Annotated in this window: 24 protein-coding genes; 18 read left to right on the top strand and 6 right to left on the bottom strand. The window is 66.1% G+C overall.

The features are described 5' to 3' along the window. A partial coding sequence (gene purH / locus AC1DYM_RS09860) for a bifunctional phosphoribosylaminoimidazolecarboxamide formyltransferase/IMP cyclohydrolase (RefSeq protein WP_477337783.1) occupies positions 1 to 1218 on the top strand: 1218 nt, incomplete at its 5' end. Between the two features lie 22 nt (positions 1219 to 1240). On the opposite strand, the gene AC1DYM_RS09855 is transcribed toward purH, so the two are convergent. Further along, entirely contained in the window at positions 1241 to 2236 is a 996-nt protein-coding gene (locus AC1DYM_RS09855; RefSeq protein ID WP_477337782.1) for a bile acid:sodium symporter family protein, read from the bottom strand. Between the two features lie 107 nt (positions 2237 to 2343). Between AC1DYM_RS09855 and AC1DYM_RS09850 the strand changes: the two genes are divergently transcribed. Together AC1DYM_RS09850 and AC1DYM_RS09845 are read left to right on the top strand one after the other, a co-directional pair. Beyond that, on the top strand, positions 2344 to 3222 hold the full coding sequence (locus tag AC1DYM_RS09850; RefSeq protein WP_477337781.1) for a LysR family transcriptional regulator: 879 nt from the start codon (positions 2344 to 2346) through the stop codon (positions 3220 to 3222). Between the two features lie 44 nt (positions 3223 to 3266). Next, the gene (locus tag AC1DYM_RS09845) at positions 3267 to 3965 is read left to right on the top strand and encodes a glutathione S-transferase (protein WP_477337780.1); all 699 of its coding nucleotides are present in this window, start codon (positions 3267 to 3269) and stop codon (positions 3963 to 3965) included. Positions 3966 to 3972: 7 nt separating this feature from the next. Here the strand turns inward: AC1DYM_RS09845 and AC1DYM_RS09840 are convergent, their stop codons facing one another. Further along, the gene (locus AC1DYM_RS09840) at positions 3973 to 4500 is read right to left on the bottom strand and encodes a DUF2782 domain-containing protein (RefSeq protein ID WP_477337779.1); all 528 of its coding nucleotides are present in this window, start codon (positions 4498 to 4500) and stop codon (positions 3973 to 3975) included. Positions 4501 to 4595: 95 nt separating this feature from the next. On the opposite strand from AC1DYM_RS09840, the gene polA reads away from it, so the two are divergent. The 5 genes from polA (at position 4596) to AC1DYM_RS09815 (ending at position 13442) form a co-directional block, all read left to right on the top strand. Next, complete coding sequence (gene polA, locus AC1DYM_RS09835) at positions 4596 to 7322, top strand: DNA polymerase I (RefSeq protein ID WP_477337778.1); 2727 nt, start codon at positions 4596 to 4598, stop codon at positions 7320 to 7322. A 361-nt stretch (positions 7323 to 7683) separates the two neighbouring features. Further along, positions 7684 to 7902: a hypothetical protein gene (locus tag AC1DYM_RS09830; protein WP_477337777.1), complete on the top strand. Its 219-nt coding sequence runs from the start codon at positions 7684 to 7686 to the stop codon at positions 7900 to 7902. Positions 7903 to 7926: 24 nt separating this feature from the next. After that, complete coding sequence (gene uvrD / locus AC1DYM_RS09825; RefSeq protein ID WP_477337776.1) at positions 7927 to 10143, top strand: DNA helicase II; 2217 nt, start codon at positions 7927 to 7929, stop codon at positions 10141 to 10143. A gap of 90 nt (positions 10144 to 10233) precedes the next feature. After that, the gene (locus tag AC1DYM_RS09820; protein ID WP_477337775.1) at positions 10234 to 11949 is read left to right on the top strand and encodes an Hsp70 family protein; all 1716 of its coding nucleotides are present in this window, start codon (positions 10234 to 10236) and stop codon (positions 11947 to 11949) included. Positions 11950 to 11960: 11 nt separating this feature from the next. Beyond that, entirely contained in the window at positions 11961 to 13442 is a 1482-nt protein-coding gene (locus tag AC1DYM_RS09815) for a hypothetical protein (protein WP_477337774.1), read from the top strand. Here AC1DYM_RS09815 and AC1DYM_RS09810 read toward each other — a convergent pair. Genes AC1DYM_RS09810 through AC1DYM_RS09800 form a run of 3 tightly spaced genes read right to left on the bottom strand, consistent with a single transcriptional unit; the run spans position 13390 to position 16659 of the window. Beyond that, on the bottom strand, positions 13390 to 14643 hold the full coding sequence (locus AC1DYM_RS09810; protein WP_477337773.1) for a heme biosynthesis HemY N-terminal domain-containing protein: 1254 nt from the start codon (positions 14641 to 14643) through the stop codon (positions 13390 to 13392). The two genes, AC1DYM_RS09815 and AC1DYM_RS09810, sit on opposite strands and share 53 nt — an antisense overlap. Then, the gene (locus AC1DYM_RS09805) at positions 14640 to 15842 is read right to left on the bottom strand and encodes a uroporphyrinogen-III C-methyltransferase (RefSeq protein ID WP_477337772.1); all 1203 of its coding nucleotides are present in this window, start codon (positions 15840 to 15842) and stop codon (positions 14640 to 14642) included. Before AC1DYM_RS09805 ends, AC1DYM_RS09810 begins: the two co-directional genes overlap by 4 nt. A 46-nt stretch (positions 15843 to 15888) precedes the next feature. Continuing rightward, positions 15889 to 16659 (bottom strand): uroporphyrinogen-III synthase, encoded by a 771-nt coding sequence (locus tag AC1DYM_RS09800; protein WP_477337771.1) that lies wholly within the window; start codon positions 16657 to 16659, stop codon positions 15889 to 15891. A gap of 122 nt (positions 16660 to 16781) precedes the next feature. Here AC1DYM_RS09800 and AC1DYM_RS09795 point away from each other — a divergent pair, with 122 nt between their 5' ends. From AC1DYM_RS09795 to AC1DYM_RS09785, 3 genes are read left to right on the top strand one after another with little or no spacing between them, the layout of a single operon-like run. Next, positions 16782 to 17246, top strand: a complete 465-nt coding sequence (locus tag AC1DYM_RS09795) for a YiiD C-terminal domain-containing protein (RefSeq protein ID WP_046969175.1) — start codon at positions 16782 to 16784, stop codon at positions 17244 to 17246. A 29-nt stretch (positions 17247 to 17275) separates the two neighbouring features. Beyond that, positions 17276 to 17689 (top strand): hypothetical protein, encoded by a 414-nt coding sequence (locus tag AC1DYM_RS09790; RefSeq protein WP_477337770.1) that lies wholly within the window; start codon positions 17276 to 17278, stop codon positions 17687 to 17689. Positions 17690 to 17737: 48 nt separating this feature from the next. Further along, positions 17738 to 18184: a rhodanese-like domain-containing protein gene (locus AC1DYM_RS09785; protein ID WP_477337769.1), complete on the top strand. Its 447-nt coding sequence runs from the start codon at positions 17738 to 17740 to the stop codon at positions 18182 to 18184. A gap of 5 nt (positions 18185 to 18189) precedes the next feature. Here AC1DYM_RS09785 and AC1DYM_RS09780 read toward each other — a convergent pair whose 3' ends face one another. Further along, entirely contained in the window at positions 18190 to 19278 is a 1089-nt protein-coding gene (locus AC1DYM_RS09780) for a 2Fe-2S iron-sulfur cluster-binding protein (protein WP_477337768.1), read from the bottom strand. Between the two features lie 16 nt (positions 19279 to 19294). Here AC1DYM_RS09780 and AC1DYM_RS09775 point away from each other — a divergent pair, with 16 nt between their 5' ends. From AC1DYM_RS09775 to AC1DYM_RS09745, 7 genes are all read left to right on the top strand, one after another. Further along, positions 19295 to 19747, top strand: a complete 453-nt coding sequence (locus AC1DYM_RS09775; protein ID WP_477337767.1) for a hotdog fold thioesterase — start codon at positions 19295 to 19297, stop codon at positions 19745 to 19747. Then, the gene (locus AC1DYM_RS09770) at positions 19744 to 20688 is read left to right on the top strand and encodes a serine/threonine protein kinase (RefSeq protein ID WP_477337766.1); all 945 of its coding nucleotides are present in this window, start codon (positions 19744 to 19746) and stop codon (positions 20686 to 20688) included. The genes AC1DYM_RS09775 and AC1DYM_RS09770 overlap by 4 nt, the downstream gene beginning before the upstream one ends. Positions 20689 to 20702: 14 nt before the next feature. Next, positions 20703 to 21146 carry a hypothetical protein gene (locus tag AC1DYM_RS09765; protein WP_477337765.1) on the top strand — a complete coding sequence of 148 codons (444 nt, stop codon included), beginning with the start codon at positions 20703 to 20705 and terminating at the stop codon, positions 21144 to 21146. A 19-nt stretch (positions 21147 to 21165) separates the two neighbouring features. Further along, positions 21166 to 22335 carry a class I SAM-dependent rRNA methyltransferase gene (locus AC1DYM_RS09760; protein ID WP_477337764.1) on the top strand — a complete coding sequence of 390 codons (1170 nt, stop codon included), beginning with the start codon at positions 21166 to 21168 and terminating at the stop codon, positions 22333 to 22335. Positions 22336 to 22383: 48 nt separating this feature from the next. After that, complete coding sequence (locus AC1DYM_RS09755; protein WP_477337763.1) at positions 22384 to 23466, top strand: DNA topoisomerase IB; 1083 nt, start codon at positions 22384 to 22386, stop codon at positions 23464 to 23466. A gap of 65 nt (positions 23467 to 23531) precedes the next feature. Further along, the gene (locus AC1DYM_RS09750) at positions 23532 to 24452 is read left to right on the top strand and encodes a hypothetical protein (RefSeq protein ID WP_477337762.1); all 921 of its coding nucleotides are present in this window, start codon (positions 23532 to 23534) and stop codon (positions 24450 to 24452) included. 298 nt (positions 24453 to 24750) lie between these two features. Beyond that, complete coding sequence (locus AC1DYM_RS09745; protein WP_477337761.1) at positions 24751 to 25506, top strand: hypothetical protein; 756 nt, start codon at positions 24751 to 24753, stop codon at positions 25504 to 25506. The last annotated feature ends 13 nt before the right edge of the window (positions 25507 to 25519 follow it).

Below are 25519 nucleotides of genomic sequence, written 5' to 3'. Positions count from 1 at the left end.
ATCGAGAACATCGACATCGGCGGCCCGGCGATGCTCCGCGCGGCAGCGAAGAACTGGAACGATGTCGCCGTCCTCACCGATCCGGCACAGTACGAAGGCGCGCTGGCCGAGATCGAAGCCAAGGGCGGCCTTTCACGCGCGACTCGTTTCACGCTCTCGGTCGCTGCGTTCAATCGCGTCTCCAACTATGACGCGGCGATCAGCGACTATCTCTCGGGCGTCACGCTCGACGAGACGCATACCGCCGTCGCGTCGCACGCCGAATTTCCGGAGCAGTCCAACGGCCGTTTCGTGAAGGTGATGGATCTGCGTTACGGCGAAAACCCGCACCAGGCCGGTGCGTTCTACCGTGACCTGTATCCGGCGCCGGGCACGCTGGCGACGTTCCGCCAGTTGCAGGGCAAGGAACTCTCGTTCAACAACATCGCCGATGCCGACGCGGCCTGGGAATGCGTGCGCCAGTTCGACGCCCCAGCCTGCGTCATCGTCAAGCATGCCAATCCCTGCGGTGTCGCCGTCGCCGCCGATCCCCTCGCGGCCTATGAACTGGCGTATGCCACCGACCCCACCTCGGCCTTCGGCGGCATCATTGCCTTCAACCGCCCGCTGGACGCGGAAACGGCGAAGGTGATCCTCAAGCGCCAGTTCGTCGAAGTGTTGATTGCGCCGGTCGTCGATGCGGGCGCCGTCGAAGAAGCGACCAAGAAGGCCAACGTGCGCGTGCTCGAAATTCCGCTGGGCGACGGTCGCAACACGCACGACATCAAGCGCGTCGGTTCCGGCCTGCTCGTGCAGACAGCCGACCATCGTCAGGTGCAGCGCGACGAGCTCAAGGCGGTCAGCAAACGCCAGCCGACGGCCGCCGAACTCGACGACCTCCTGTTCGCCTGGCGTGTCGCCAAGATGGTCAAGTCCAACGCCATCGTCTATGCCCGTGACAACCGAACCGTCGGTATCGGTGCAGGCCAGATGAGCCGCGTGGTCAGCGCGAAGATCGCCGGCCTGAAGGCCGAGGAAGCCGGCCTCGTGGTGCCGGGCAGCGCGATGGCATCGGATGCGTTCTTCCCGTTCCGCGACGGCATCGATGCCGCTGCCGCTGCCGGCATTCGTGCCGTGATCCAGCCGGGCGGTTCGATGCGCGATAGCGAAGTGATCGCTGCCGCGGATGAGCACGATATGGCGATGGTGTTCACGGGCGTCCGCCACTTCCGCCATTAAGAGCGCCCCTGTGGGAGCCGATTTATCGGCGAAGGCTGCTCGCGACCAGCTCCGATGCCACCTCACGCCGCACCGCATACCTGCGCGCCAGCACCGCGCAGGTCATCAGCTGGATCTGATGGAACAACATGATCGGCAACACGATCAGCCCCAGCGGATGCCCGGCGAACAGCACCTTCGCCATCGGCACCCCCGAGGCCAGGCTCTTCTTCGAGCCGCAGAACACGATGGTGATTTCATCCTCCCGAGCGAAGCCCAGGGCACGCGCACCGTAGCGCGTCGCCAGCAGGGCGCAGGCCAGCAGCACCACGTTGACGACGACCAGTCCGCCCAGCACCGGCAGCGGCAACTGCTTCCACAGGCCCTGCAGCACCGCCGCACTGAAGGCCGTATAGACCACCAGCAGGATCGATCCGCGATCGACGAAGGTGAGCAGGACGGCATGCTTGCGCACCCAACCGCCGATCCAGCGCTGCGCCACCTGGCCGGCGACGAAGGGCACGAACAGCTGCAGCACGATCGCGCCGATGGCATGCCATGACAACCCACCCTGCCCCGAGCCTGCGATCATCACGCCGACCAGCAGGGGCGTGATGAAGATACCGAGCATGCTCGACGCCGACGCCGACACGATCGCAGCCGGCACATTGCCCCGCGCCATCGAGGTGAAGGCGATCGACGACTGCACGGTCGACGGCAAGGTGCATAGAAACAGGATGCCCAGATATAGATCGGGGGACACCAGCGGTGACAGCACGGGCTTGAGCAGTAGCCCCAGCAAAGGGAACAGGAGGAACGTGCTGGCCAGCACGGTGAGGTGCAGCCGCCAGTGGGTCATGCCCGCCACCACGGCTTCGCGCGACAGCTTGGCGCCATGCAGGAAGAACAGCAGGGCGATGGCGACGTCCGTCAGCCCACCGAAGACCTCGGCCGTCGCACCACGGCAGGGAACAAAGCTTGCCAGCAGCACGGTGCCAATCAGCGAGAGAGTGAATCCGTCGGGAAGGAAGCGGCGCATGGGCGTAACCGGCAAGAGTGTGGAATGACGCTATTTCATGCCGATCTGACTGATAAGACAAATCGTTTTATCTGATTCGGTGATACATTAATCACATGAATGTCTCGATGCGCCAGCTTCGCGCCTTCCTCGCCGTCGCCCACCACCGGCATTTTCGCCGTGCCGCGGAGGCATTGCACCTGACGCAGCCGGCCGTCAGCCGGCTGATTGCCGACCTCGAAGCCGAGCTGGACGTACGCCTCTTCGACCGCAGCACACGTGAGGTCGTGCCGACCGAAGCCGGCCGTTACCTCGAGCAGGCCGCCGCCCGCGTGCTCGACGAGCTGGACGGCGTCCTGACGCACGTACGCACGCAGTCCGACCCCCTGCGCGGCCGCGTACGCCTGGCTGCCGTCCCGACGCTATCGGCCGGCCTCGTGCCTCCGTGCATCGCGCGATGCGCGATCGACCACCCGGCCATCGAGATCATCCTGCGCGATCAGAGCCAGGCGCAGGTGCTGGATGCCATACGCGGTGGCGAAGTGGACTTCGGACTCACGGTCGAGCCGGCCACCCCGGAAGAGTTCGACACCGAAACGATCCTGCGCGATCCGTTTCGCGTGGTCTGCCGTGCCGATCACCCTTTCGCGGCCCAACACCACGTCGGCTGGCCACGCCTCGGCCACGAGCCGCTGATCCTTCTCGACTATGCCTCGGGCTCGCGTCGGCTGATCGACGCGGCCTTCGCCTCACGGGACATCCCGATGCAGGTGGCGCTGGAAGTGGGTCATCCACACACCGCCTTCCGCATGGTGGAGGCCGGCTTGGGTGTCACGGTGACGCCAGCGCTATCCCTGGATGCCTTGCGACCTGGCCTCGTCGCCGTCTACGTCACGCCCGAGGTGGTCCGCGAGGTCACGCTCCTACGGCGGCGCGCGCGATCGCTCTCACCGCCCGCGCAGACCGTGTGGAATACCTTCCGCGACGTCGCGCTCACGTTGGCTTGAACGACACCGCTGCATGATCGCGGCCTTCGACGAGGAGGCATGCGATGAGCTACAAGCTGTACTACTGGACGGGCTTGCAGGGGCGCGGCGAATTCGTCCGGCTGTGCCTGGAAGACGTGGGTGCCGACTACACGGATGTCGCCCGCGTCGAAGGCGACGAGGTGATGACGCCCTTCCTCGACGGGGAATACGAAGGCGCCGTTCCGTACGCGCCCCCCTTCCTCACGTCCGGTCGGCTGGTGATTGCGCAGGTGGCAAACATCCTGCAATACCTCGGCCCACGTCACGGGCTGGTGCCCGAGGGCGAGGCGAAGCGCCTGCAGGCCCATCAGCTCGAACTGACGATCACCGATCTCGTGGCCGAGGTGCACGACACACACCATCCGGTGGCCTCGGAGCTGTACTACGAAGACCAGAAGGCCGAAGCGAAAAAGCGCTCGAAGGACTTCCGGGAGAATCGCATCCCCAAGTTCCTCGCCTACTTTGAGAAGGCCATCGAACGCGGCGGCGGCAGGTTCCCGTTACGCGAGCACTCCTACGTCGACCTCTCGCTGTTCCAGGTCATGTCAGGCCTGGAATACGCGTTTCCCAAGGCGATGGCCAAGCAGAAGCTACCCCTGCTCCGCGACCTGCAAAAGCGCGTGGCGGACCGCCCGAAGATCGCAGCCTACCTGTCGTCGGAGCGGCGGATCCCGTTCAACACGACCGGCATCTTCCGCCATTACCCCGAACTGGACGGCTGAGAGCCGTTCAGTTCGAGTCGACGGGCTTGGGCGCCGCGCCCCACTCGTAAACCTTGTAGTAAACCGGATCGACGGGACCGTTCTTGGGATCGTGCAGCTTGCCTTCGGGATCGGCCATATAGGTCTGCGGCACGCCGTTCTTCGGGGTCACCACGATCATGGTCAGCTTGCCGCCCGAGCGGAATTCCTGGACCTGGTCGTCGCCCTGCTGGCGAATCGTCACCTGAGGGATGTCCTGTGCGGGGGCATGGCTACCGTTGTCCTGCATGGAGGGCAAGGCGACCGGCGAGCGTGGCGTCCCCTGGGCGTCCGATGTGGCGGGCGTGGTGCGGCCGTCCTGAGCCTCATCGTAGGTGACCGGACGCGGGATCGGCTTCTGCCCGGAGCGGTCCGGCTCGCCTGCCTTGACGCCCGGATCGTTGAGTCCCGGCGGAGGCGGCAGCGGCGTCAGCTTCGGGTCCGTGGCGGTCTGGGCGGCCACGGGGAGTGCCAGTGCCAGGGCGAGCGCGGCAACGAGGGCGTGCGTGCGGTTCATGGGAAATCTCCGTGCGGGGTGACGAGGATAGCAAGCCGCATGCCGCTTTCCACGTGAACGGACGGCTCCGGTTCGGCCATGAGAGAATCGGGGGTATGCCTACGCTTACGCTCATCGACGGGTCGTCGTACCTGTATCGCGCGTTCCACGCGCTACCTCCCCTGACCAATGCTTTCGGCGAGCCCACGGGCGCGCTGTTCGGCATCGTCAACATGCTGCGCACCACCATGAAAGCCGGCTCCGATTACGTGGCTTTCGTCTGTGACGCGCCAGGGCGCACCTTCCGCGACGATCTGTACCCCGAGTACAAGGCCAACCGGCCGTCGATGCCGGACGATCTCCGCGCCCAGGTCGAGCCGATGATGAAGATCGTCGGCGCGCTGGGCTTTCCCATCCTCTGCATCCCCGGGGTGGAAGCCGATGACGTGATCGGAACGCTCGCCCGGCAGGCAGCGGAAGAAGGCATCCACACCACCATCTCGACGGGCGACAAGGATTTCGCGCAGATGGTTGGCCCGCATACCTTGCTGGTCAATACGATGACCAACACCACGATGGATGTGGACGGCGTGTTCGCCAAGTTCGGCGTGCGTCCCGACCAGATCGTCGACTACCTCACCCTCATGGGTGACAGCATCGACAACGTGCCGGGCGTGGAGAAATGCGGCCCGAAGACCGCTGCCAAGTGGCTGGGCGAATACCACAACCTGGAGAACCTGTTCGCCAATGCGGACAGCATCGGCGGCAAGATCGGCGAGAACCTGCGCGCGGCCATCCCGCGCCTGCCACTTTCGCGCGAGCTGGTGACCATCCGCACCGATGTGCCGCTCGAATACCGCCCCACCCAGCTGGCCATGCGCGAGCGCGATACCGACGCGCTGCGCGAGCTCTACGCACGCTACGACTTCAAGGCGGCATTGAAGGATCTCGACCAGGCCGGCACCGCGGCTGCCCCTGCGCCTGCCGCCGCGACGCCCGTCGCCACGCACACACCGCCCGATCCGTCGCTCTCCGCCGAAGGCGACTACGAACTCATCGTCACCGAAGATCGCTTCGCCGCCTGGCTGGAAAAGCTCGAGACCGCGACGCTGATCGCCTTCGATACCGAGACCACCAGTATCGATGCCATGCTGGCCGATATCGTCGGCGTGTCGCTGTCCGTAGAGCCGGGCAAGGCGGCTTACATACCGTTAGGGCACGACTATCCCGGCGCCCCGGTGCAGCTGCCGCGCGACCACGTGCTCGGCGCGTTGAAGCCCATCTTCGAGGATGCCTCGCGCCCGAAGGTCGGCCAGCACGGCAAGTACGACATCAATATCCTGTCGCACTACGGTATCGACGTGCAGGGCCTGTTGCACGACACCATGCTCGAGTCATACATCTACAACGCGACGGCGACGCGGCACGACATGGACTCGCTGGCCACGCGCTACCTCGGTTACACGACCATCAAGTACGAGCAGGTCGCCGGCAAGGGAGCGAAGCAGATCTCGTTCTCGCAGGTGGACTGTGATACCGCCTGTCGTTATGCCGCGGAAGACGCGGACGTGACCCTGCGCCTGCACCATGCCCTGTGGCCGAAGCTGGAGGCCGAACCCTCGCTGCGCGCGGTGTATGCGGACATCGAAATCCCGCTGGTGCCCGTGCTGGCGAAGATGGAGCGCACGGGCGTGCTCATCGACGCCAATGTCCTTCGCCTGCAGAGCCAGCAGCTCGGCAAGCGCATGGTCGAGCTGCAGCAGCTCGCCCATGCCTCGGCGGGTCACGAATTCAACATGGACTCGCCCAAGCAGCTGCAGGCCGTGCTGTTCGACGAACTCGGCCTCGCCGCGAAGATCAAGACCCCGACCGGCCAGCCCTCGACCAACGAGGAAGCGCTCGAGGCGATCGCCGAGACGCACGAGCTGCCTCGGCTGATCCTCGAGTATCGCGGTCTGGCCAAGCTGCGCTCGACGTATACCGACAAGCTCGCCGGCATCGTCAACCCGCGCACCGGCCGCGTTCACACGAGCTATCACCAGGGTGCCGTCGCGACGGGGCGCATCAGCTCGTCCGATCCGAACCTGCAGAACATTCCGGTGCGCACCGAGGAGGGCCGGCGCATTCGCCAGGCCTTCATCGCCCCGGAGGGCTGGCGCATCCTCGCCGCCGACTACTCGCAGATCGAGTTGCGCATCATGGCCCACCTGTCCAACGACGAAGGCCTTGTCCGTGCGTTCCAGGAGGGCGGCGATGTGCATCGCGCGACGGCGGCGGAGGTCTTCGGCGTGCCCGCCGACGAGGTCACGACCAACCAGCGTCGCGCGGCGAAGGCGATCAACTTCGGCCTGATGTACGGCATGAGCGCCTTTGGCCTGGCCAAGCAACTCGGCGTGGACCGTGGCGAAGCCTCCGACTACATGGGCCGTTACTTCTCGCGTTATCCGGGCGTGCGCGCATTCATGGATGCCACGCGCGAGCAGGCGCACCGCGACGGTTACGTCCAGACCCTGTTCGGCCGCCGCCTGTACCTGGAGAACCTCAACTCGCGCAACCAGGCGTTCCGTGCCGGTGCCGAGCGCGCCGCCATCAATGCCCCCATGCAGGGGACGGCGGCCGACATCATCAAGCGCGCGATGATCGCGGTCTCGGCGTGGATCGCACCGCGCGACGACGTGCGCATGCTGATGCAGGTGCACGATGAACTGGTCTTCGAAGTCCGCGCCGATGCCGTCGACGCCATTCGTGCAGGGATCGAAGAACACATGACGGGCGCGGCGTCGCTGAGCGTGCCCTTGCAGGTGGACATCGGCGTCGGCCTGAACTGGGACGAGGCGCACTAAGCCAAAGCTAAGCGTTCCTGGCCGCCTTTGGCCGTCCAGACGTGAGTTTTCCGTTTAGTCATACATTTGCGCCCCGGCAAGTCGTTGAAAAATCAGCCCATGAACGCGGGCTGATTTTTTTTGTGCTCGCAATGAAACTTTGCCGCGATTTGTCCGTCTATATACTCGGACGCACGCAACGGCGTCCCATCGGTGGGTCTCACCTCCCTGAGATCCCCTCAAGGTGGACCGGTTCTTCCCCTGGTTCCGGTCTTCCACCCCGCCCCGAGAGCTCCCCTGGCTCTCGGGGTTTTTTTTGCCTACACAACCTGCACATCCGTCCCCGCATTCTCGGCGCCACTTGGAACGGGAGGAACACACCATGCGCGCAGGTCTCATCATTGTCGGCGTCATCCTTATCGGGCTTGGCCTCTGGGTCACCCTGGGCAACGGCAGCTACCAGAAGACCGATACGGTCGCCTCGATCGGCTCGGCCAAGCTCGAAGCCACCCACGACAAGTCCATCCCGCAGTGGGTCGGCATCGCCGGGATCGTCATCGGCGGCATCGTCGCCGTGGCCGGTTTTTCCCGGAAGAACTGAGTCCCCAGCCGGTACAATGGGGGGATGGATGTTTCCCATCTCCTCGATTCCCTCAACGACGCCCAGCGCGAGGCCGTCAGCGCCCCGCCCGGGCACTATCTAATCCTCGCCGGCGCCGGCTCCGGCAAGACCCGTGTCCTGATCAACCGCATCGGTTGGCTGACCCAGGTCGAGCGGGTGCCGCCGTGGGCGATTCTCGCCGTGACCTTTACCAACAAGGCCGCCGGCGAAATGCGTACGCGCCTGGACGGGATCATCCCCGGCGGCACGCAGGGCCTCACCGTCGGGACCTTCCACGGCATTGCCCATCGGCTGCTTCGGCGCCACTGGCGCGAGGCAGGGCTGGTCGAAGGCTTCCAGATCCTCGATTCCGATGACCAGCAACGGCTGATCAAACGCATCATCGCGGGCCTGGGGCTCGACGAGGCCCGGTTCCCGCCGCGCCAGGCCAGCTGGCAGATCAACAACTGGAAGGACGAAGGCAAGCGGCCGGACGCGATCGAGCATCGCGACCATCCGGTGACGCGCACCTTCGTCGAGATTTACAAGGCCTACGAACAACAGTGCCAGCGTGCCGGTCTGGTCGACTTCGCCGAGCTGCTGCTGCGCGCGCACGAGTTGTGGCTGAAGGATCCCCAGGTACTCAAGCACTACCAGGATCGCTGGCGCTACCTGTTGATCGACGAGTTCCAGGACACCAACACGCTGCAGTACGCGTGGATCCGCGTGCTCGCAGGCAGCACCGGCCAGGCCTTCGTGGTCGGCGACGACGACCAGGCCATCTACGGCTGGCGCGGTGCCAAGGTCGAGAACGTGCAGCAGTTCCTCAACGACTTCCCCGGTGCGAAGACGATCCGCCTGGAGCAGAACTATCGCTCCACGTCGACGATCCTCAATGCCGCCAACGCCGTCATCTCGCGCAACGGCGGCCGCTTGGGCAAGCAGCTCTGGACCGATGGCGGCGAAGGCGAACGCATCGCGCTTTATGCCGCGTACAACGAGCAGGACGAGGCACGCTTCGTCATCGAACGCATTCGCGAACACATCGCCGAGACCGGCAACGCGCGCGATTGCGCCATCCTGTACCGATCCAACGCACAGTCGCGCAACTTCGAAGAACAACTGATCCAGCGCGACCTGCCCTACCGTGTCTACGGTGGCCTGCGCTTCTTCGAGCGCGCCGAAATCAAGGACGCGCTGGCCTACCTGCGCCTGGCGTCGAACCGCCATGACGATGCCGCCTTCGAGCGCGCCGTGAATACGCCGCCGCGCGGTATCGGCGACCGCACGCTCGACGAGTTGCGTCGCCGCGCGCGGAACGACAGCAGCTCGATGTGGGAGGCCATGCTCACCGAAGCCTCCATCGGCGGTCTCGCCGGGCGCGCCAAGAACGCGCTCAAGGCGTTCATCGGCATGATCGACAACCTGGCGCGGACCTTCGGCGGTCACGACAAGCTCGACGGTGACGAATCACCGACGGCACTCAGCCTCGCCGAGCAGATCGAGCACGCCATTCTCCACACCGGCCTGCGCGACTTCTACGAAAACGACAAGCGCGGCAACGGCGAAGCGCGCGTCGAGAACCTGGACGAACTGGTTAACGTCGCCAGCCGCTTCGAGATGACACCCGAAGATGTCGACGCCGGCCTCAACGAACTCTCGGCCTTCCTTTCCCACGCCTCACTGGAAGCCGGTGAAGGCCAGGGCGAGGCCTGGGACGACTGCGTCCAGCTGATGACGCTGCATTCGGCCAAGGGGCTCGAGTTTCCCATCGTGTTCCTCGTCGGCATGGAAGAAGGCCTGTTCCCCAGCCAGCGTTCCACCGAGGAAGAAAATCGCCTCGAGGAAGAACGGCGCCTGGCCTATGTGGGCATCACGCGGGCACGCGAGCGCCTGTATGTCTCCCACGCGGAGTCGCGCCGCATGCACGGCACGGAGATGCTGGCCCGGCCTTCGCGCTTCCTGGGAGAAATTCCGCCGGAGCTCATCGACGAGCTGCGCCCCCGGGTGCAGGTATCGCGGCCCGCCTACGCCGACCGCTACGCCGGTGGAGGTGGCAGTAGTTCGCTGGTGGAAGCCTCCCCCATCGCGCTGGGTCAGCGCGTGAGCCACCCGAAATTTGGCGAAGGCACGGTGGTCAGCGCCGAGGGCGCCGGGGCCCACATGCGGCTCCAGGTGAACTTCGAGGATGCCGGGAGCAAGTGGTTGGTTTACGCTTACGCGAATCTGACCGCGTTGTAAGGGGCTCCAACGCGCCACGCTCCCTCCCATGGGAGCGTCATGGCGTGCCCTGCGAGCGGCGGCGCCATCCGCACCAGGGAACAGACACGCATGATCGTGGGGATCGACCTCGGCACGACCAACAGCCTCGTCGCGGCGTGGATCGACGGCGCGCCGCGCCTCATCCCGAATGTTCTCGGGTCGGTTCTCACGCCCTCCTGTGTCGGCATCGACCAGGACGGTAGCGTGTTGGTGGGCGAGGCGGCTCGCGAGCGCCTGCAGACGCATCCCGCGCAGACCGCCTCGCTGTTCAAGCGCTACATGGGCAGTGCCAGGACCGTCCGCCTGGGCGATCGCGATTATCGGGCTGAAGAGCTTTCCGCCCTAGTCCTGCGCTCGCTGAAGGCCGATGCCGAGGCCGCACTGGGCGTACCGGTCACCGAAGCGATCATCACGGTTCCCGCCTATTTTTCCGATGCGCAGCGTAAAGCGACGCGCACCGCTGGCGAGCTGGCCGGCCTCCGGGTCGAGCGACTCCTCAACGAACCGACGGCTGCCGCGTTGGCTTATGGCCTGCACGATGCCCAAGGCGAGACCCAGTTCCTCGTCTTCGATCTCGGTGGCGGCACCTTCGATGTATCGATCCTGGAGATGTTCGACGGCGTGATGGAAGTCCGCGCCAGCGCCGGCGACAACATGCTCGGCGGCGAAGACTTCGTGACCCTGATCGCCGAGCTCGCCTTCCAGCAAGGCATCCCCGAAGCGGCACGCGACGACGCGGTGTTCATGCAACGCCTGTTGGCGCGTGCGGAGACCGCCAAGCGCCAGCTCGGAAGCCAGTCTGGCACTGCGTTCGAGGTGTCCTGGCGCGGCAGCGATGTACGCGTCGACCTGGAGGCCGACGCCTTCGAGAAGTTGTCGCAACCCTTGCTGACGCGACTGTGGCGCCCGATCGAACGCGCGCTGCGCGACGCACGCATCCGCGCTGCGGACCTCGACAACGTCGTCCTCGCCGGCGGTGCGACCCGCATGCCCATGATCCGCGCCCTCGCGACACGTATGTTCGGCCGCTTCCCTGCCATGGGCCAGAATCCGGACGAAGTCGTCGCGCTCGGCGCCGCCGTCCAGGCCGCTCTCAAGATGAAGGACAAGGCACTCGACGAGATGGTGATGACGGACGTCTGTCCGTACACCCTTGGCACCGCCGTCTCGCGCCGCATGGATGGTGGTATACGGGCCGACGGCCTTTATTCGCCGATCATCCAGCGCAATACCGTGGTGCCGGTCAGTCGCGTGCAACGCTACGTACCCATCGACCCCAGCCAGGCGTCCCTTCGTATCGACGTCTACCAGGGCGAGTCACGATTGGTTCGCGACAACATTCTCCTTGGCGACCTCACCGTTCCCCTGCCGTCCGGTCCGGGGCATGCGGAAGGCGTGGACGTGCGATTCACGTACGACGTCAACGGCTTGCTGGAAGTCGAGGTGACGATCGTGGCCACCGCGGAAACACGCCGCCTGGTGATCGCCGGGAGCGAAGGAAGCCTGGCCCCCGCGGAGATCGCGCGACGGCTCGACGCACTGGCATCGCTGAAGATCCATCCGCGCGACACGCTGGAAAACCGCACCCTGCTCGCCCGAGCGGAACGCCTCTACGAGCAGTTGCTCGGTGAGAGCCGCGATCATCTCGGACAGATGATCCTGCGCTTCGAGCACGTGCTGACGACGCAGGATGCGCGCCTCGTCACGCGTGACGCTGCGTTGTTTCGCGAAGCGTTGCAACGTATCGAGGCGAACGATCATTTCGCACCCGACATGACGGACTGAGGCAAACCCGCATGCCGTTGCCATGGTTCCTCGAGTTGCTCGCGCTCCCGCTACATGCGGACGAGCGTGCCGTACGCCGTGCCTACGCGACACGCATCAAGCGGATCGATCCGGCAACCGATCCGGCGGGCTTCGCACGCTTGCGCGAAGCCTACGAGGCGGCGCGGGCATGGGCTGCCGACGAGGATCACGGTGGGGATCACGATGTGGCCGCGGCGCCACCGCCACCTTTGATGGAGCCGGTTCCCTCCGCCGACACCGCCTCTGCAGACCCCACGGCGCCGCCTTACGCGGCGATCAATCCCCAGGAACAGGCCGTGCGGCTCGTCGACCGGATGACCGCACGCATCGCCAGCGGCGAAACCGCCGATATCCGTGGCGAGCTGGAGGCGTGCACCGCCGAGCTTCGGCTGCAATACATCGATGCGCCGGGCATTTTCGAGGATGTTTTCATCGATCGCCTCGCCAGGGGCCTGTTCGAAAAGCGGCCCTGCGTGTTCACCCTGGCCATGGCGCACTTCCACTGGCAGGAGATCGGCCATCTCGCCGCACTGGGTCCCAAGGGCATATGGATCGAAGCGGCCGAATCGCAACGCATGGCGTGGAACAGCCTGCCGCCGCTGCTTCGCGCGAACCGGCTTTCGTTGATCGAAGCGGCCGACGCGGCGAAGCAGAACCTGCCGACGGCGATCGTCAGGCGGTGGTTCGAGGTCCGTGACGACTTCCAGCGATTCCCGGCGTATCTCGGGCTCTATCTCGCGCTGCCGCGACAGCAGGCATGGGCCACCGCCTATAACGCACTACCCGCAACGGAGAGGCAGGCCCTCGAAGCACCGGCGAAACCGCCGCGCTGGCGCTGGCCGAATCGTGAGTCGATCCGTCGTGCCTGGGGCTTTTTTTTCATCGCCTTCGTCGGCGGGTTGATCTACCTCCTCGAATCGGCGGCCACGATCCCGCGACCGACACCGCAGCCGGCGCCCGTGCCGGCGGCGGCCCGGAACGTCGAAACGAGCGATCTGGAGGTCACGCTCAGTGAGCCCTCGGTTTCAGCAGGTCAGGACAGGGGATCGATCGTCGTCACGCTGACCAATCGTGGCCGGGCGACGCTCTACCTGAGCAAGGTGCTCACCCCGCCGATGACACCGGGGGAGCATCTTGCCCGCCCCCTTTTCACCGTCCACGATTACCGCGGTCACCCGGCAGCCTTTGCGCGCGGCGTCGAGCCGATCGACCCGGATGACACCCCGGATCCGGCACGCTTTTATCTTCGACTCGAGCCCGGCCAGTCGCTATCGAACCGCATCGAGCTCGGCAGCGACTACGACCTGGACCCGCGCTTCAACTATTGGATCGGTTACCGGCAACCGTTCACGCGGACCTACCGCGTTGCCGCGGACGGCACGATCCACGACGACGCCGCGTACGTGGACAGCAACCGACTCATGGTGAAAGTCGCGGCACCCCGTGCTGGTCACGCTCTTCCACCGCGGTAACACGTGTGTCGATACGGTGGTTGCGCGACTCGGGCAAGGCCTCGGTCGCTTCACCACGCGCCAAGGCCAGTGCATTGCGATAGCAACGCTGGGCGAATTCGGGATGAGCTTCACCGACGAAGACATCGCCAAGCGCTTCCCAGGCATCGGCATTCGGCGCGATAGCGAGTGCGCGCTCGAGCAGGGGCTTCGCCTTGCCCCATAAGCGAGCACGCACGCACATGCGACCGACCGCCGTCAGCAACGCGGCATCGTTCGGATGCGTATCGACCCAGCCCTCCGCACGACGCAGGCGCTGCTCGAGGTCTTCCGCCCCCAAACCACCGTAGGTGGCGACAAGCGACGGGGACCATTCGCGACGCAATGCTGTTTCGATCTCGTCCATGGCGGCCATGCTCTGACCGAACCGCGACGCACGGCGTGCGTACGCATCGACCGCAGCCGGGAGGCGGCGCTGACCCTTCGGCAACTGCGACCACAGCGTGGAAAGCGACGCACCGTCCGGTGCGCTGGCGATGTGCGCCGCTACCGTCCGGCTCTCTAGATCGGCAAATGCACGCGTGCCGAGTTCGCCACTCTTTTGCAAAGGATCGAGCGCGCGCACGGCGTTACGGGCGTCGCCGGCTTCGAGCGACGCCTCGGCGTATTCGATCCAGCCCGAGGGCGTGAGCGACGTACTGTTCGCTTCCGGCGCCAGCAGCGCGGCCGCTTCGGTCGCACGACCCGCCCGGCGAAGAAGACGAGCACGCAACACGCGTGCGGCGCGTGGGGTTTCCTGGGCCGCCTGGTCCAGGGTCTCCAAAGCGCGCGCGGATTCGCCGTGGCGTTCGGCGGCTTCCGCGGCGGCCAGCAACGCAGGCCCGCGGACCGACGGATAGCGCGCAGCACGGTTGAGGTCGCGCTCGGCTTCGCCGTGACGACCTTCGATCAAGGCCACGAGGCCGTCGGCCAGACGTCGGCGACTGAGCCGGCGATGACGACGGTTCAGCGCGCCGAACGGCCAGCGGATCAGGGTGACCAGCGCGGCGATGACGGCCCAGGCAAGCAGCAGCAACACCACGGCGCTGACGACGGTCATCTGCAGGGTCGTGCCGCGAAGGCGGATCAGGACCGAGCCCGGATCGTCCGCCACCCAGTGCCAGGCGAATGCCGCGAGCACCGCGACGAGAATCAGGCCGACGATCCAGCGCCAGAGCTTCATGGCGTCGCCTTCGCAGCGGACGAGGACGAGGACGACGGCGCCGGCGTGGTCGCAGCAGCCGGCGCGACGGACGTGGCCGATGCCGGGTGCCCGGCGGAGACAGCATGCGCGGGCGTCGCTGCCGCGCCGGCCCGCAGCGCATGCACGGAACGCAGGTCATGCAGCTCGGCAAGCGCGGCGCCCAGCTTCGGCTCGGGCCCCTTGGCCTGGCTGCCGAGCAAGGCGACAAGGCGGGCGTGCGCCGACTGCACGCTGGGCGACGCCGGATTGAAACGCGCGGTGAGGGTGGCATCGACGCGCTTCAACGCGGCGGCACGACCCAGGTCGTCGTAGGCCAGCACGGCCGCCTCCGCATGAGCGACATCCAGTGCGGCCAGTTCGCGCGCGATCCGATCGTCGGCGAGTCCCAGTGGCGTGCCGTCGTCGTGGCTTACCTTGACGATGCTGCCGAGTGCGTCACCCGCACGCTGCCAGAAGCCACGCGTTTCGTTCTCGCCCACCGGTGCATCGATATCCTTGAGCGGCAGGCTGGGAATCTGCGCACGCAGATCGGCGAGCGTGGCGAGATCGCTCGCGCGAGCCGAGGGCGCCACGGCGGCCAGCGCTTCACGCTCCGCCTTCAGGCTCTGGCGAACAACGGCAAAGGCGCTGTCGCCCACGGCGGCCAGCGTCGTGTCGGCAAGGTCATAGGCGGCAAGCGCCCCGCTGGCATCGCCAAACAACGCGAATCGCTCCTTGGCCATGCGCAACAGGGATTCCGCTTCGTCGAGCAGCATCGCATCGTGCCCACTGAGGCTGCGCTCGGAGAGATTGGCGACGGCATCTTCAAGATTTTTCGTACGTTCCGACACGCCAAGCATCTCTTCACGCGCCGAGCGGTTCACACCATCGGCGTCGCTGATGCGACGACGCAGGTTGGCGTTGTCGTCGCGCAAGCCATCGACCGTGCCCTGCAGCGTGTCGACCTGACCGCGAAGACCGTTGGCCGCGCCGACGTCCTGACGCATGACCCAGACGGTGTAAGCGGTGTAGCCCGCGGCACCGAGCGCGGCCAGCGACATCAGGATGGCTACGGCAAGTGCACCACCCCCACGACGCGGCGCCGGGTCGGCAGGCCGACGCGGGCTGGCGGAGGCGGGCGCGGCGGCCGGGGCCGGCGTCGCCGGGATGGGTGCGGTCGGTGGGGTCTCGGTCGTCATGCGCAGCATGCTAGCAGGCCATACGCGAACGCATGGAATACATCGCTCAACGGCCCGTGAACGAAACCCCGGCGGCCGCTGCGAGCAGGTCGCCCGGAAGGGCCGAGCGCGCCACGACGACCCGCTCGAAACCGGTCTCCAGGGCGATATCCCGCAGTCGTTCGCTACTGACCACGGCGACGGCCTGGACCAGCCGGCGCCAGGCTGGCGCGATCAGGGCCCGATGCAGGTGGTCGAGCGCTTCCGCGCTGGACAGGAGCACGGCCGAGCGGCGGCTCAACTTCAGCAGGGGATCGATATGGCGGCGGTCGATCCGCGGGGCCACCCGGTGGTAGACGTGTACTTCGTCAAGCAGGGCGCCACGGGCGACGAGTTGTTCGCGCAGCAGTCCGCGACCGCCCGGCGCCCCGATCAGGGCGACACGCTTGCCTTCCACCCCGGCCAGTTCCGGAAGGCCCAGTACGCCCTCGCTGTCCTGGGTGGTCTCGGGGAAGCGCACATCGGTGAGATTGGCCGTTCGCAAGGCGCGTGCCGTGCCACGGCCCACGGCGATCACCGTGGCCCGCGTGGCCAGGGGCAGCACGTCCGCCGCGAAGCGCACGGCAGCCGGGCTGGTAAAGATCAATAGATCGCCCCCCAGCGCGCTGCGTAGCGCGGCGTCGACCGCCGAAGCGTCTTCGATAGCGCGAAGCGAAAGGCCGGGCACACTGACCGGTATCCCGCCCAGCTTGCGGACCCGCCGGGAAAGCGGGCCCGCGGTACCCGCAGGGCGAGTGATGACGACGGTAACGTTGCGAAGAGGGTGGCTACGGCTCACGGAAGCATCCTGCTACTGAGCGCTCAGGATAGGAAGCGACGCCTGTTCGGACCACTGCCGAAGGTCGTGGTTCAGCCATACGGGTGCGAACGGTTTGCCTTGCCTCGTAGACTTCGTCGCTTATGACTCCCAACGACATCTCCCTCGCCGATCTCGAGCGCTTCATCCTCGATGGCATTCCCCTCGCGCGGGCCATGGCGGTGAGCATCGACAGCTTCGATGGCATGCGTCTGGTCATGACGGCACCGTTGCTGCCCAACATCAACGACAAGGCCTGCGCCTTCGGCGGCAGCATCGTGGCGCTCATGACGCTGACCTGCTGGGCCCTGGTCGAAGCCGTGCTGCGCCAGCGTGGGGAGGACTGCGACGTCTTCGTCGCCGACTCCACGGTGCGCTACCTGGATCCCATCTGGAACGACCTGCGTGCCGAGGCTACGCTGGCACCTGGTGCCAACTGGAAGGGCTTCTTCGGGATGCTGAAGGCCCGGGGACGGGCTCGTGGGGACTTCACCTGCGTGGTCCCCGGCGCGGACGGAAAGCCGATGGCCAGCCTGGATGCGCGTTTCGTCGCCAAACGCCGGGCATAATGCCGGCCGACGCCACGATGGAACCCGCCATGCGCCGTATCGCCCTGCTCCTGCTCGCTCTTGCCGTCTCGCTCCTGTCCGGCTGTGCCACCAATGTCCGCAACGATGCACTCACCAATGCCACCAACGCGTACGCGTCGGCGATCCGCTGGGGCGACTGGGAAGGCGCACAGAGCTTCATCGACAAGGATTACGCGAAGGACCACCCGCTGAGCTCGATCGAGACGGGGCGTCTGGGCCAGCTCCGCATCACTGGCTACGACGAGGGCGGTGGTCCCCGTCCCGACGGTGAGAACGAAGTGGTCCAGGTCGTCCAGATCAACGTGGTCAATATCAACACCCAGGCCGAACGCACCGTGGTCGACCACCAGCGCTGGCGCTACGACACGGAAAAGAAGAAGTGGTGGCTGACCACGGGCCTGCCCGACTTCTCGCCGAAGTAAACCCTATATAATCGGCCGTTTATCCCCACTGGGACGCGCAAGAACACGATGAACGACGTACTGCACAAGTTGCCCGAATTCGCGAGCAACCACCTGGCGCTGGTCGCGCTGTTCGTAGCGATCCTGCTTGCCCTGCTGGGCGGCGAAGTGATGACCCTCTTCCGCAAATGGAAGACCCTCACCCCGGCCGGCCTCACCCAGCTGATCAACCGCGATACGCCGCTGATCATCGACCTCTCGGCCAGTGCCGACTTCGAAAAGGCGCACGTTCCCGGCGCCAAGAACGTGGCCATGAGCCAGTTCGACCCGGAGACCCAGAAGGACCTGAGCAAGGCCAAGGACCTCCCGGTCGTCCTGATCGACAAGGACGGCCGCGGCGTCGGCAAGGCAGCCAACCGCCTGATCAAGGCCGGCTTCCAGAAGGTCTTCGTGCTCGACGGCGGCACCTACGCCTGGCAGACCGCCCAGTTCCCCGTCGCCAAAGGCAAAAAATAAATCACCTAAAGCCCGTGAATCCCCGCCCGCCCACGCAAAATCGCATCCAGCACGTCGGGCGCCACATCGAACGAATCGAAGTACAGCCGGTCCTCCGGCAGGTTCGCATCGATGAACAGCTGGCGCCCGGCGGCGACCATCGCCGGCGGGCCGCTCATGTAAAGATCGAAGTCCGCCAGGTCCGGGAAATCCTCCAGCAAGGCCTCGTGGATCAGGCCTTCGCGCAGCCCGCTGGCGCGCGCCGCTTCCGGATCGGACAGCACCGGCGTGAAGGTGATCGTCGGCACGTCCGCCGCCCACCCCCGGGCGAGGTCGGCCAGATAGAGGTCTTCGGCGATCCGCGCGCCCCAGTAGATGTGCATGGGCCGCCGCGTGCCGAGCGCAATGAAGTGCTCGACGATCGCCTTCACCGGCGCGAACCCCGTACCGCCGGCCATGAAGAGCATCGGCCGCTCGGAATCCTCGCGCGGCACGAAGGTGCCCAGCGGGACCTCGATGGTCAGCCGGTCGCCGACCTTCAGCGATTCATACACCCACGAGGTGAAGCCGCCACCCGGGACGTGGCGCACGTGCAGCTCGACCGCCCCGTCGGCGCGCGGGCCGCTGGCGATCGAGAAGGGTCGATGCTTGCCATCCTCGAGAATGACGTCGAGGTACTGGCCGGGCAGCCAGTTGAGCCGGTCGGCGCCGAGCGGCTTCAGCCAGATGCCGACAACGTCGGGCGCCAGCATGCGACGTTCGATGACGACCGTCTCGGCGCGGCGGTGCGGGATGTCTTCCACCGAGGCGATCTCGCGCGCCTGGATCGTGATATCCCCACGGGGAACGGCCTGACAGAGCAGGATCGCGTGACGCATGCGCGCCGGGCCGGAGAGGGCCGTCGGCGGATTGCGCGGGTACGAACACTCGCCCTCGACGAGGGTCGCCTTGCAGCTCCCGCACGCGCCGCCCCGGCACGAATACGGGAGGGCGATTCCCGCGCGCTGGGCAGCTTCGAGCACGGTTTCGTCGGCAGCGGCGTCGAATCGCTTGCCGGACGATGTCAGGGTTACGGTGGGCACCCGCGCATTGTAGGACAATGACGGCTGATCCATTAAACGACGCCTGCCCATGGCCATCTGGAAGCAACCCATCGATCTCGCGCGGATCAACGGCTGGAGCCGCGGCACGATGATGGAGACGCTCGACATCCGCATCATCGACGCCGGCGACGACTGGCTTCGCGGAACGATGCCCGTCGACCACCGCACGCAGCAACCGTTCGGCCTGCTGCACGGTGGCGCATCCGTGGTCCTGGCCGAGACGCTCGGCAGCACGGCCGCCCTGCTCACGCTGGATGTGGAGAAGGAAGTGGCCGTCGGCCTGGATATCAATGCGAACCATATCCGTGGTCCGCGCAGCGGGCTGGTCACCGGCACCGCCAAGGCCATCCATCTGGGGCGGACCACCCAGGTTTGGGAAATCCGCATCGAGGACGAAGCCGGTAAGCTGGTCTGCCTCGCGCGCCTGACGATGGCCGTGATCCCCTCACCGGGTGGCGCGCCGGGAAATCTCCGCTCGTGACGGAAGGTGCGCCGTATGCGGCGCTGTCGCCGGACGTCGTCCTTGCCGCGGTGGATGAAGCCGGCTCCTGGAGCGACGGCCGCCTGCTGACGCTCAACAGCTACGAGAACCGCGTCTTTCAGGTCGGCCTCGAGGATGGCGGCTTCGTCGTCGCCAAGTTCTACCGTCCGGGGCGCTGGACGGACGCCGCGATCATGGAGGAGCACGCCTTCGCCCTCGAACTGGCGGCCACCGAATTGCCGATGGTCGCGCCGTTGGCCTTCGACGGCCAGACGATGCTGCGTCACGCTGGCTACCGCTATGCGCTCTATCCGCGGCGCGGCGGGCGCGCGCCATCGCTGGAATCGGCTGATCAGCTCGAATGGCTGGGTCGGCTGCTGGCACGCATGCATGCGGTCGGCGCGCGCAGCCGTTTCCAGGCTCGGGGCGCCCTCGACCGACCTACCATGATCGAAACGCCCATACGCGCGACACTGGGCTCCGCCCTGCTGCCTGCTCACCTGTTCGACGCCTACCGCCATGCGGCGGGCCGCGTGGATGACGCTGTCGCCAACCGGATCGAAGCTGTCGGCCCGGTGCAGCGCATCCGCCTGCACGGTGACTGCCATCCCGGCAACGTGCTGTGGACCGACGCCGGCCCGCACTTCGTCGATCTCGACGATGCGCGCACCGGGCCGGCCGTGCAGGACCTGTGGATGCTGGCGGGCGACGACGCCATGATGGCCGCGCTGCTCGAAGGCTATGGCCAGTTCCGCGACTTCGATCCGACCGAACTGGCCCTGATTCCGGTGTTGCGTGCCATGCGCCAGGTCCACTACGCCGGCTGGATCGCCGAGCGCTGGCACGATCCCGCCTTCCCCGCTGCGTTTCCCTTCGCCGCCGAGGCGCGCTGGTGGGAACAGCACATCGCCGATCTCCATGAGATCGCCGACGACCTATAGACCACGGAGAACCCATGCATTCGTTTTTTACCCGCGTCATTGCCGTCTTTGAAATCGCCGGTGGCCTGTTCGGCCTGGTCCATCAGTTCGATCGACTGCTCGGCGGCCGCTTCAGCGGCGTGGATGCCATCGTCGCCGTACTCGGCGTGCTGTTGTTCGCTTTCATTCTCGTCGCCGGCATCCTGCTGGCCAGCAACGACGGGCGCGGCACGCAGATGTCGATCTGGGCGCAGTTTCTCCAGGGGCCGCTCATCGCGACGCCGGTCTTCAGCTATGCCTTGTCGAGCGGCGCGTTCGTCAATCTGTTCATCACCTTGCAGCACTCGCCGCGACTCGGCTTCGACTGGTCCATCGCGACGCATGGCTGGCTGCTCTCCCTGGGTGGACCCTCGCCGGCGCACCTGGGCATCAACCTGCTGGCCCTGGTTTCCTGGCTGATCCTGCGCTTCGGCCGCTGAGCCCCGGTATCATTCACCGATGAATAGCCCTGCCCTGCCCAGCATCCGCCTGAAAACCGACCGCGTCCCCGGCCACCCGTGGGTCTGGTCGGCCCAGATCGTCAAGCCCGAAGAACGCCTGCCACCCGGGAGCGTCGTCGACGTGCTCGATGCCAAGGGCCGCTTCGTCGGGCGCGGATTCTGGAACGGTCACGCGCGCGTCGCGCTGCGCCTGCTCACCACGGACGCCGATGAAGCCATCGACAACGACTGGATCGCCTCGCGACTGGCCCGGGCCGTCGAGCTGCGTCGCGAACTGCTTCGCCTGGACGAGGTGAGCGACGCCTGGCGCGTGGTCCACAGCGAAGGCGACGGCCTCTCCGGCCTCGTCGTCGATCGCTATGCGAACCATCTCGTCGTCGAATACTTCGCCGCCGGCATGTGGCGCTTCCGCGAAGCGATCCACACCGAACTTCAGCGCCACTTCCCCGGTGCGTCCCTCTATTGGTTCGCCGAAGAGCACGTGCAGCGGCAGGAATCGTTCGACGTCCGCTCCAACGAGGCGCCCACCGCGGTCGACGTCCATGAGCATGGCCTGGCGTTCCACGCCGCACCGGGCCTTGGTCACAAGACCGGCTTCTTCGCCGATCAACGCGACAACCGCCGGCGGTTTGCCCAGCTCGCGCGCGGACGCCGGGTGCTCGATCTGTGCTGCAATGCCGGCGGCTTTGCCGTGCATGCGATGAAGGCTGGTGCGAGCCACGCCACCGGCGTCGATGCCGATGCCGCCATCCTCGAGGTCGCCCGTGAGAACGCCCGCCTGAACGATGTCGAGGCGACCTTCGAACAGGGCGACGTCTTCGAATGGCTGCGCGCGGCGATCGCACGCGGGGAGACCTGGGACGCCGTCGTGCTGGACCCGCCCAAGCTCACCCGTGACCGCAACCAGGTCGTGAATGCGCTGAAAAAGTACTTCGCCATGAACCGGACGGCGCTCGATGTCGTCGCCCCCGGCGGCATCCTTCTCACCTGCTCGTGCACGGGCCTGGTCGGCGAAGACGACTTCCTGGAAATGATCCGCCGGGTCGCTCTCAATGCCGGCCGCAACATCCAGGTCCTTCACGTCGATGGCGCCGGCGCGGACCATCCGGTAGCGAGCAATGTTCCGGAAAACCGTTACCTCAAGGCCGTGTACTGCCGCGTCGACTGACGCCGCGTTCACCATGTCTTGATCGCGGGCCGGCACACACTGCCGGCCATGTCCAGAAAGCCGCCCGACGCCGCTCTTGAAGTGCCCGATGTGGAACGGGCCCACGCGAAAGCGGCGGGGCTGATCTACGTCTGCGACACCGACAACGGCATCACGCGCTGCAAGCGCGGGCGGGCATTTCACTATCTGGGTATCGACGGGAAGCGGGTGACCGACGAGGACGTGCTCACGCGCATCCGTGCGTTGGCCATCCCGCCGGCCTACACGAAGGTGTGGATCTGTCCCAACGAGCGCGGTCACCTCCAGGCGACCGGACGCGATGCCCGTCTGCGCAAGCAATACCGGTATCACGCCAAATGGCGTAGCGTGCGCGACCGCGACAAATTCGAACGGATCCTCGAGTTTGGCGAGGCGCTGCCCCGACTGCGTCGCCGGCTGCGCAAGGATCTCGCCCAGCCTGGCCTGCCCCGGGAAAAAGTGCTGGCGCTGGTGGTCAGCCTGCTGGAGGAAACCATGATCCGCGTAGGCAACGATGCCTACGCCAGGGAGAACAACTCGTTCGGCTTGACCACGCTGCGCTCGCGACACGTCGCCGCGCGCCAGGGCCGCATCGAGTTTCACTTCCGCGGAAAGAGCGGCCAGTGGCGCGACGTGACGCTCGACGACCGCCGTCTGGTCAAGGCCATACGCAAGGTCCAGGAACTGCCCGGCCAGCGTCTCTTCCAGTACCTGGACGACGACGGGCAACGCCAGCCCGTCGATTCCGGCATGGTCAACGATTACCTGCGGGAGGTGACCGGCGGCGAATTCACCGCGAAAGACTTCCGGACCTGGGGCGGCACGATCAACGCGGTCGCCGTGCTGGCTGCCAGACCAGTGCCCGATGAGGGCGGCGAACGTGCCGTGAAGGCGACGCTGGCGGAGGCCGTAAGAGAGGTGGCCGCCGTGCTCGGCAATACGCCAGCGGTGTGCCGTGCGTCCTACATCCATCCGGAGGTCTTCGCCGGCTGGCTCGACGGCGAATTGCATCGTCGCGTGCCGGAATCGGGCGTCGCCTTCCCCCGAAAATTGGAAACATCGACCCTGGCTTTTCTCCGTCGTCGGCTCCATGTAACCCGACGCTCCCGTTGAGACGAACGGGTGGCTATAGTGCGCACACGGGGTTCGCGTTCGATTTTCCAGGGGTTGTGTTGACGATGTTGCGGTGGAAGGTGATTCCCGTCTTGATCGGCCTGACGGCAGGCCTGGAGGTGCATGCGCAGGAGGCGCCAGCAGCGCCGCCCTTCGCTCTTCCGGCCGCCGGAAGTCATCGCGGCGTGGTGGATGACACCTGGATCATCGCGCCGAAACGGCTACCCGACGCCACGCTGTCCGCCGTGAAGAACTACGCCGACGAGGGCGATATCGCCGCCGGCGTGTCACTGCGTTATCGCATCGACCACGCCGAGTGGATCATCGCCGACGTCTTCATTTACCCCGCCGGTCAAGGCGACAACACAAAGATGCTGCGCCAGGCGACCGACGATTTTCGCGAGTCGGTGGCCTACGCCGAGCGCCAGGAAATCTATCGCAACGTCTGGTGGGGGGATGAAGGTGCGTACACCGCTTCCCTCAGTGGCGGAAAAAAGATCGAAGGGCGCTTCCTGCCGATCGTGTTCGACGCACAGCAGGACATGCTGACCTCGCGAACCTATGTGTTCTACCGCAAGCTCTATTTCGTGAAGATCCGGCTGACCACCACGGTCGATGCGGTCGATTCGCTCGCGGAAAATGCCGATCCCTTTATCAGCGGCCTGCTCGATGGCGTTGAAGTGGTCAGCGCGGGTAGCTGCGGCCGCACGATGGACATCGTGGCGATTCAACCCGGGGAATCGCTGCCGGGCGATCTTCCCGACGGCGTGAGTGCCGACGGCTACCGCATGGCGCTGAAGCTGACGAAGGCAGGCACGCCGGCGTACGGCGCGCAGATGGCGAAGGCGATGGCCCTGGCGTCGAAGCGGCAGATCGCCAGCGGTTGCACCACGCTCGATTACCATCCGCCGCTGGAAGACGGCACCCGCACGGTGCTGCACCTGTCGTTCATGCCGGGCGACTGGGGTTCGACGGGAAAGCCATAAGTGAAGAACGGCCGGGACGCGTCCCACGCCCCGGCCGTTGCCGCGCAGGTGTCTACGGGGAAGCCGCCGACCTGCATCGACAGGGGCATGATGGCGTGAGCCAGCCCTCGTCGCCTATGGAAGAAATCTGAAAAAGGCGACGCATATTCGGCAAGGCGCGTGACTGGGCGGGCGCAGGCCTACGAAATATCTCAAACTCCGCCCGCGGAACCGTCAGGGGGCTGGTTCCCGCCGGAGCCGTTCGTGTCGGGGGACACGCGGACCGCCTTTGCATGCTTCCAGGATCAAGGACAGCACCATGCATACGTTAGCGAAGAGCGGTCTGGTCATCGCGTGTGTCGCCAGCATCACCGCCTGCGCGTCCATCACCGGAGGCAAGTATCAGAAAATCGACGTCCAGCCGCACACACCCTCAGGTGAGACGATCTCTGGTGCCACGTGCCGCCTGTCGAACGACAAAGGTTCGGTCAATGTCACGGCGCCCGGCATTGCCCGGGTGCACCGCTCGTCCTCACCGCTCGACGTGAACTGCCGCAAGGACGGCGCAACGGTCGCCCAGCAGTCGTTCCCGTCGTCCGTGCGCGGGATGGTGTGGGGCAACATCCTGTTCGGCGGCCTGATCGGCATCGTCGTCGATTTTTCCAATGGCGCGGCTCACCACTACGCGAACCGGCTGAATCTGGTCGGTACCGACATGGGCGGCGTCGCCTCCTCGGCGGGTCTGCCCGGCGCGCCGGTTGCGTCCGTGAGCGCCGTGGATGAGAAGGTCGTGTCTACTGCGCCAGCGGGCAGCGATGCCCAGCCGCACGAGCAGCAGCTCGCCGCCGCGTTCCAGCCGGGCGGTCCCGCCAGTCTCGATCCGCGCATCGGTACGTCCATGTTCAACTCGGCGCAGAACGTCGCAGCAATCCAGCAGTGCGACCGCATGATTCGCGTGCTCGAAGTCGATGGGCAGCACGCCCTGTTTTTCACTCAGTGCGAAGGCCGGCCACAGAAGCTGCACATCGAGTGCACGGCCGCCGACTGCGTTCCGCTGTTGCCACCGGCGAGCTGAGTGGCCTGACGTG

This window comes from Luteibacter sp. P1_D3, from assembly GCF_056406135.1.
This window is presented reverse-complemented; position numbering and strand designations above follow the sequence as displayed.